The 6,338-nt window shown below is 41.8% G+C and carries 6 protein-coding genes and 1 pseudogene; 4 read left to right on the top strand and 3 right to left on the bottom strand.

The genetic code is table 11. The annotated features are described in order from the left end of the window. Positions 1-153: 153 nt before the first annotated feature. Positions 154-282: pseudogene (locus tag NDI35_RS29495) on the top strand (IS5/IS1182 family transposase); the annotation flags it as partial. A gap of 151 nt (positions 283-433) precedes the next feature. On the opposite strand, the gene NDI35_RS29490 reads toward NDI35_RS29495, so the two are convergent. After that, the gene (locus tag NDI35_RS29490; RefSeq protein WP_445315800.1) at positions 434-682 is read right to left on the bottom strand and encodes a transposase family protein; all 249 of its coding nucleotides are present in this window, start codon (positions 680-682) and stop codon (positions 434-436) included. Positions 683-1,333: 651 nt separating this feature from the next. On the opposite strand from NDI35_RS29490, the gene NDI35_RS29485 reads away from it, so the two are divergent. Beyond that, the gene (locus tag NDI35_RS29485; RefSeq protein ID WP_445315799.1) at positions 1,334-2,383 is read left to right on the top strand and encodes a Fe(3+) ABC transporter substrate-binding protein; all 1,050 of its coding nucleotides are present in this window, start codon (positions 1,334-1,336) and stop codon (positions 2,381-2,383) included. A 65-nt stretch (positions 2,384-2,448) separates the two neighbouring features. Here NDI35_RS29485 and NDI35_RS29480 read toward each other — a convergent pair whose 3' ends face one another. Next, a complete protein-coding gene (locus NDI35_RS29480) occupies positions 2,449-2,970 on the bottom strand; it encodes a pentapeptide repeat-containing protein (RefSeq protein ID WP_445315798.1) in 522 nt (173 codons plus the stop codon). A 50-nt stretch (positions 2,971-3,020) separates the two neighbouring features. Beyond that, entirely contained in the window at positions 3,021-4,742 is a 1,722-nt protein-coding gene (locus tag NDI35_RS29475) for an ABC transporter permease (RefSeq protein ID WP_445315797.1), read from the bottom strand. A 126-nt stretch (positions 4,743-4,868) separates the two neighbouring features. On the opposite strand from NDI35_RS29475, the gene NDI35_RS29470 reads away from it, so the two are divergent. Continuing rightward, the gene (locus NDI35_RS29470; RefSeq protein WP_445315796.1) at positions 4,869-5,957 is read left to right on the top strand and encodes an ABC transporter ATP-binding protein; all 1,089 of its coding nucleotides are present in this window, start codon (positions 4,869-4,871) and stop codon (positions 5,955-5,957) included. A 154-nt stretch (positions 5,958-6,111) separates the two neighbouring features. Next, the gene (locus NDI35_RS29465) at positions 6,112-6,285 is read left to right on the top strand and encodes a hypothetical protein (RefSeq protein WP_445315795.1); all 174 of its coding nucleotides are present in this window, start codon (positions 6,112-6,114) and stop codon (positions 6,283-6,285) included. Positions 6,286-6,338: the final 53 nt, after the last annotated feature.

Below are 6,338 nucleotides of genomic sequence, written 5' to 3'. Positions count from 1 at the left end.
GAGCGTCACAATATCTCAAATGGGTTCAAAGAACCGCTCTTGACAGGATGCTCTTTTATATCTTGCCCTTTTTGTCAAGTACAATTTATACCAAATTAGATGAGCTTACCCTGCTACAATCGAGTTCGATCACAGGAGCGAATTATGATTTAACACGTTAATCGGAGTCTCAAAATTTTTAAAATATTGTCGAGTCGTTATCGGAATCGCCGTCGCCGTTATGGTCGGCGTTGTAATTTGTTATCAGCAATTTACAATTATGAGTTAGCTCTAGGGGGCTAAATTTAAAAGTTCTGATTATAACATATATCTTTTTTGCAAGAGGTCTATTGTTTTTAGTCACGTTATTAATGTCACTATGGATAACTTGTTCAGCAATACTTTGTGCATATCTCTTGGTAAAATCTTTCTTATTTTCGAGAAAAGCCAAACTTTAATTAAAAGGTTGGCGACCATTTTTACACTTAAATCTGCGCCCATTTACTCTCAACATTACTTCTCTATTACCAATTGGTAAATCTCTTACTATATATCTATAATCTTGATGCAAATGATGGCTGCATTCACTGCAAACAGGGCAAGATGCTGTCGTTTTTTGTGATTTTATTACTAATATTAATGTTTCTCCTGTCTGTTTGTAATCTTCTACTATGACACCGGGCAAATTGAGAATACTTATCATTAACTGGTTCGTTATTTATTCGCGAGTCACAATTATCATGAACCTTTAACTAACATTTGAGCAGCGGTAAGTACGGAAGAGCCAATTTAATAAAACTTCTGGAGGTTATTGTCGCTCGCAATTAGTAAAAGCTTACTGTCTGCCCTTTGATCGCAGACAGTCAGAAACCAATGGGCAATAGGGCTTGGGAGTTTTTGGAAATGTCTATTGCCAACAACTGTTGTGATACCTATTCAGCAAAAATCTTTGTCATAAATACAGTCTTGGACGCATCAAAACCTTCATAAGCAAATTTTTTGATGTTGCATAATAGCCACATGATTTTGATTTTCCTGTGGGATGGGCCCATGAACCCGAAGGCGTGTATGTTCAGAGCAGCTGGGACACCCTACAATAATCATCCTCAAATTGAGCAACGCCAATTTTTTACCTAATCTGCAGGCTACCACAAAGTCTTTTCGTAAAAAAATTGCCGCTTGAGCGAAGTCGAGACCGGATTTATGACCACGGGTGCGTCACCCCTAAAATAGTTACGCTTTTGATCATCAAATAAGAATTACTTGCATTAATATAGTAAAGCACTGACTATAGATGGCTGTAGATACACCATCGTGTCAATTACCAGATGAAAAAATCTATCATTATAGAACAATGAGCATTTCTCGGCGTATTTTTCTTGCCAGCGGTACAGCAATGGCTGTCGTGGCCGTGGGGGAACTAACCAAAAAAGCCCCTGTCGCAGCCCAAACCGGCACTCTCAACCTTTATTCAGCACGTCACTATGACACTGATAATCAGTTGTACCAAAGCTTCACCAAAAAAACTGGGATCAAGGTTAACCTTGTTGAAGCGGATGCTGACCAACTAATTGAACGGATCAGAAGTGAAGGTGCAAATAGCCCCGCTGATGTTTTCATCACGGTGGATGGTGGGCGTTTGTGGCGGGCAAAACAAGCAGGTATTCTGCAACCTGTTTCTTCAACAGTCCTGACATCGGCAATTCCAGCAAGTTTGCGAGATCCTCAAAATTTCTGGTTTGGTCTATCGCGCCGGGCACGGGTGATTGTTTACAACAAAAGCAAGGTGAACCCTACCCAATTGTCAACCTATGAGGCGCTGACAGAACCTCGGTGGAAAGGCAAAGTTTTAGTGCGATCGTCCACTAATATCTATAATCAGTCTCTAGTTGGGGCTATGTTAGCCGCTCATGGAGCTCAAAAAACAGAAGCTTGGGCGCGAGGATTGGTGGCTAATTTTGCGCGTCCTCCAGAGGGAAATGATACAGCGCAAATCAAGGCGGTTGCTGATGGGGTAGGCGATATTGCCATTGTTAATACCTATTATGTAGCTCGCTTAATGAAATCGAAAGATCCAGCAGAACAAGCGATCGCGGCGAAAGTAGGTGTATTTTTCCCCAACCAGCGCGATCGCGGTACCCACGTCAACATTAGTGGTGGGGGTGTAGTCAAAACCTCCCGTAACAAAGCAGGCGCGATCAAATTCTTGGAACACTTAGCCAGTCCCGAAGCGCAACAAATTTTTGCTAGGAGTAATAACGAATACCCTGTGATTTCAGGTGTGGCGATCGATCCTGCAGTTGCAAGTTTTGGTACATTCAAATCTGACCCTCTCAATCCTGATGTGTTTGGGAAAAATAACCCCGAAGCTTTAAAGATTGCCGATCGGGCAGGATGGAAATAGAAGCTTTTTGAACAAGAAGCTACTCTTTGTGATTCGGCGGTTGAAACCGCCGAATCCCATCAACTTTAATTTTTAATTTTACCATCCGGCATTATAGCGCCTTTCAGGTTTGCCCCAGTCAGGTTTGCCCCTGTCAAATCAGCACTATTTAAGTCAGTTTCACTTAAATCCGCATTACTAAGATTGGCATTATTCAGTTTTGCCCCTCGCAAAAAAGCCCCCTTGAGATTTGCATTACTCAAATCAGCATTTGTGAGATCTGCCGAAAATAAACCTGCTTTTTCCAGAGAAGCACCTTTTAAATTTGCACCTTTGAGATTCACGCTATCGAGTAAGGCTTCATTAAGTTTGACCTTTTCTAGCACAGCACCTTCCAACTTAGCACCATTGAGATTAGCGCTGGTTAAATCAAGGTCACTTAACTTAGTATCAGTTAGGTCACATCCTGGACATTGCTTAGTTTTTTGTAATGTTTCGAGGGGACCAGCCGCCTGTTTTTGGCATCCAAAGGTGACAAAAATAGTAAGTAGTAACAAGGAAATTGTGCCAGTAGCGCGGGTAAACATGGGTGAATTTTTATTAATCATCTTGATTTTCAAAGGAATAATGTCAACAGTTAACTGTTAACTGTCAACTGTCAACTGTTAACCGTTAACTCTGTTGAAGACTTGCGCGATCGCGCAATTTTCCAACTTAATAAAATAACTGGTAACATCCCCACTAAAACAATTGCCAAGGCTGGGCCAGAAGCTTCAGCCAATCGCTCATCTGAGGCAAGTTGATAAGTTCGCACAGCCAAGGTATCAAAGTTAAAAGGTCTAATAATTATAGTAGCAGGTAACTCTTTCATTACATCAACGAATACTAACATCATGGCAGTTAGTAAACCTCCCGTCATCATTGGTGTATGAACTGTAACTAAAGTTTGCATCGGGCTATAACCCAAACTTCTCGCCGCATCATCTAAATTAGGCTTGATTTTGCTCAAACTTGACTCCACCGCATTTAAAGAAACAGCTAGGAAGCGAACTATATAGGCAAATACCAAAGCTGCGATCGTACCACTTAACAACAAGCCTGTAGAAATTCCCCAGTTTTCACGCATCCAACTATCAAATAGATTGTCAAATTTTCCAATGGGAACCATGATGCCAACTGCAATCACAGAACCAGGTACAGCATAGCCCATTGCCGCAACTCTCGTTCCTAACTGCACTCCTAAATTAGGATATAACCGTAAGCCATAAGCCATAATCAAGGCAATAACTACGGCTAAAATTGCTGTCAGTGTTGCCAAAATTAAACTATGACGGGCAAATATCCAAAAGCGTTCATCTAAGGTTAGTTGCCAATTCGCTAAGGTCAACTGGACTAAAAGACCTGCTGGCAATAAAAAACCAAAAAATAGTGGCATCAAACAAGCAATTACCGCTAAAATTTCCCTAATTCCTTTAAGCTGATAAGTTTGCAGTTGGCGATACCGACTGCTAGCTTGATAATATTTAGTGCGACTTCGAGACCAGCGTTCTACTAAAATCAAACCTAAAACAAATAATAATAGCAGGGCAGCTAATTGATTGGCTGCAATTCGTTCTCCCATGCCAAACCAAGTCCGATAAATACCTGTGGTAAAAGTATCAACTCCAAAATACTGAACAGTGCCATAATCGTTGAGAGTTTCCATCAAAGCCAGTGCTAAACCTGCTACAATTGCGGGTCTAGCCATTGGTAAGGCAACTGTAATAAAACTCCGCCAAGGACTACAGCCAAGTATTCTACTAGCTTCTAGGGTACAAGTGGATTGCTCCAAAAATGCAACTCTTGTTAATAGGTAGACGTAGGGATATAAAACTAAGATTAGCATTAAGATTGCTCCCGGGAGCGATCGCACGTTAGGAAACCAATAGTCTCCATAACTCCAGCCAAAAATATAACGCAAAGCAGTTTGAACTGGGCCGGAAAATTCTAAAAAGTCTGTATAAGTATAAGCTAACACATAAGCTGGGGCCGCTAATGGTAACAGTAATGCCCATTCAAATACGCGACTGGCCCGAAAGCGACACATTGTTACTAGCCATGCACATCCTACGCCAATCACGACAACACCAAAGCCTACACCGATCATTAACAATAAAGAGTTGACGATATAACGGGTTAAAACTGTATCGGTTAAATGTTGCCATGTATCTTTAGCTTCAAAAAAGATACTCGATAAGACACTGATCACTGGTATGGCGATCGGCAATGCTAAAGCGATAACTGCAAGTGTCCACCCACTAGCCGATAGACCGCGTAAGGTCGATAGCCATTGGATTGTCCTGATTCCTGTTTGCTGTAGTGATTTTTGGGAATTTTTCATTGCTAGTAAAAAGTCTAGCTTGCTATTTTATCAGTAGGTGTAAATATTTGTCAAGCCTTTATGATAATTAATCTCACTAAACTGGTATATTGTAGAATAGTAAGTTGTTGATTATTTATAGCAATAATGGCTCGACCGATAATTCTGCATTTGGATGGTGTAACAAAACATTATTCCCAAGCAGCATCACCTGCGGTGGCATCTGTCACCCTGACCTTACATCAAGGAGATATACTGGGGTTGTTGGGACCATCGGGTTGTGGGAAAACAACGTTGCTGCGGTTAATTGCTGGTTTTGAGCAGCTACAAGCAGGGACGATCGCTCTAGCAGGAAAAACTGTAGCCAGTGTTAATATGTCAGTCCCGCCGGAACAGCGAGACATTGGTATGGTGTTTCAAGACTATGCACTCTTCCCCCATTTGACAGTCGCGAAAAATGTAGCTTTTGGCTTGACGCATCAAGGAAAAGAGTCAAAGCATAATATTCAGAAAGGTGTCACCGAAGCATTAGCGTTGGTGGGATTAGAAGGATTGGAAAACCGTTATCCCCATGAATTATCCGGGGGTCAGCAACAGCGAGTGGCGCTGGCCCGTGCTTTAGCCCCTAGACCTGCGATTATTTTACTAGATGAACCGTTGAGTAATTTAGATGTACAAGTACGGTTAAGATTGCGTCAGGAAGTCCGCGAGATTCTCAAAGCAACGGGAACCTCTGGTGTATTTGTCACCCACGATCGCGAAGAAGCACTTTCGATTTCTGATTGGGTAGCGGTGATGCGTCAAGGCCAATTAGAACAGTTTGGCACTCCAGAGGAAGTTTATCAAGAACCAGCATCTCGATTTGTGGCTGAGTTTGTGACGCAAGCTAATTTTGTTTCTGCATCGCTAAAGCAGGATTTTTGGGAAACAGAAGTAGGTTGTTTTGCTGTTAAAGGAGATCCAGTTGTAAAAGTTCCTTGTGATGTTTCTACCGAAGGAGAATTGATGATCCGGCAGGAAGATTTAAGTTTATTCTTAGATGAAGATTCGGCTGTTGTGATTTGCGATCGCCAATTCTTAGGCAGAGAAAATCGTTATTGTTTAAAAACTCCGTCTGGCGAAAAGTTATATGCACTCACAACCACAGGAAATGTTTTTCCCATTGGTTCTAAAGTTCGGTTATCTTGTGGTGAGAATTCTCCCTTAGCTTTCTTTGTCGGTAAGCCTAAGCCATAGCTAATGGCTAATTCCTAATTCCTAATTCCTAATTGCTAATTCCTAATGAGGAAAAAATCCTCCCACTCTCCCCCTCTCTCCCCCTCTTACCTCTTCCTTAATAATTAAATTCTCTCTTTCGCCATGTCTCAGCAGTCGGGCTAGGGTGTCTGAGGTGTTATTACGCAAACGTTCCTTGACCTGGGAGATGATTCGGAAGTTGAATCAAGAACTGGGGATTCCCGCTGAAATTCTCATCCAACCCTATGAGTCGGTACAAATCCCCGCGGGCGTTGCTGAATTGATGTATGATATAGCGATCGAGAGCAAAGTTGACGAAAAACAATGAACAGCAAATTAGAGTCCCTCAAATGTCCTGAATGCAAGTCTAGTCGTATTAAT

Source organism: Microcoleus vaginatus FACHB-2002, assembly GCF_040004035.1.
GTDB lineage: Bacteria > Cyanobacteriota > Cyanobacteriia > Cyanobacteriales > Microcoleaceae > Microcoleus > Microcoleus vaginatus_C.
This window is presented reverse-complemented; position numbering and strand designations above follow the sequence as displayed.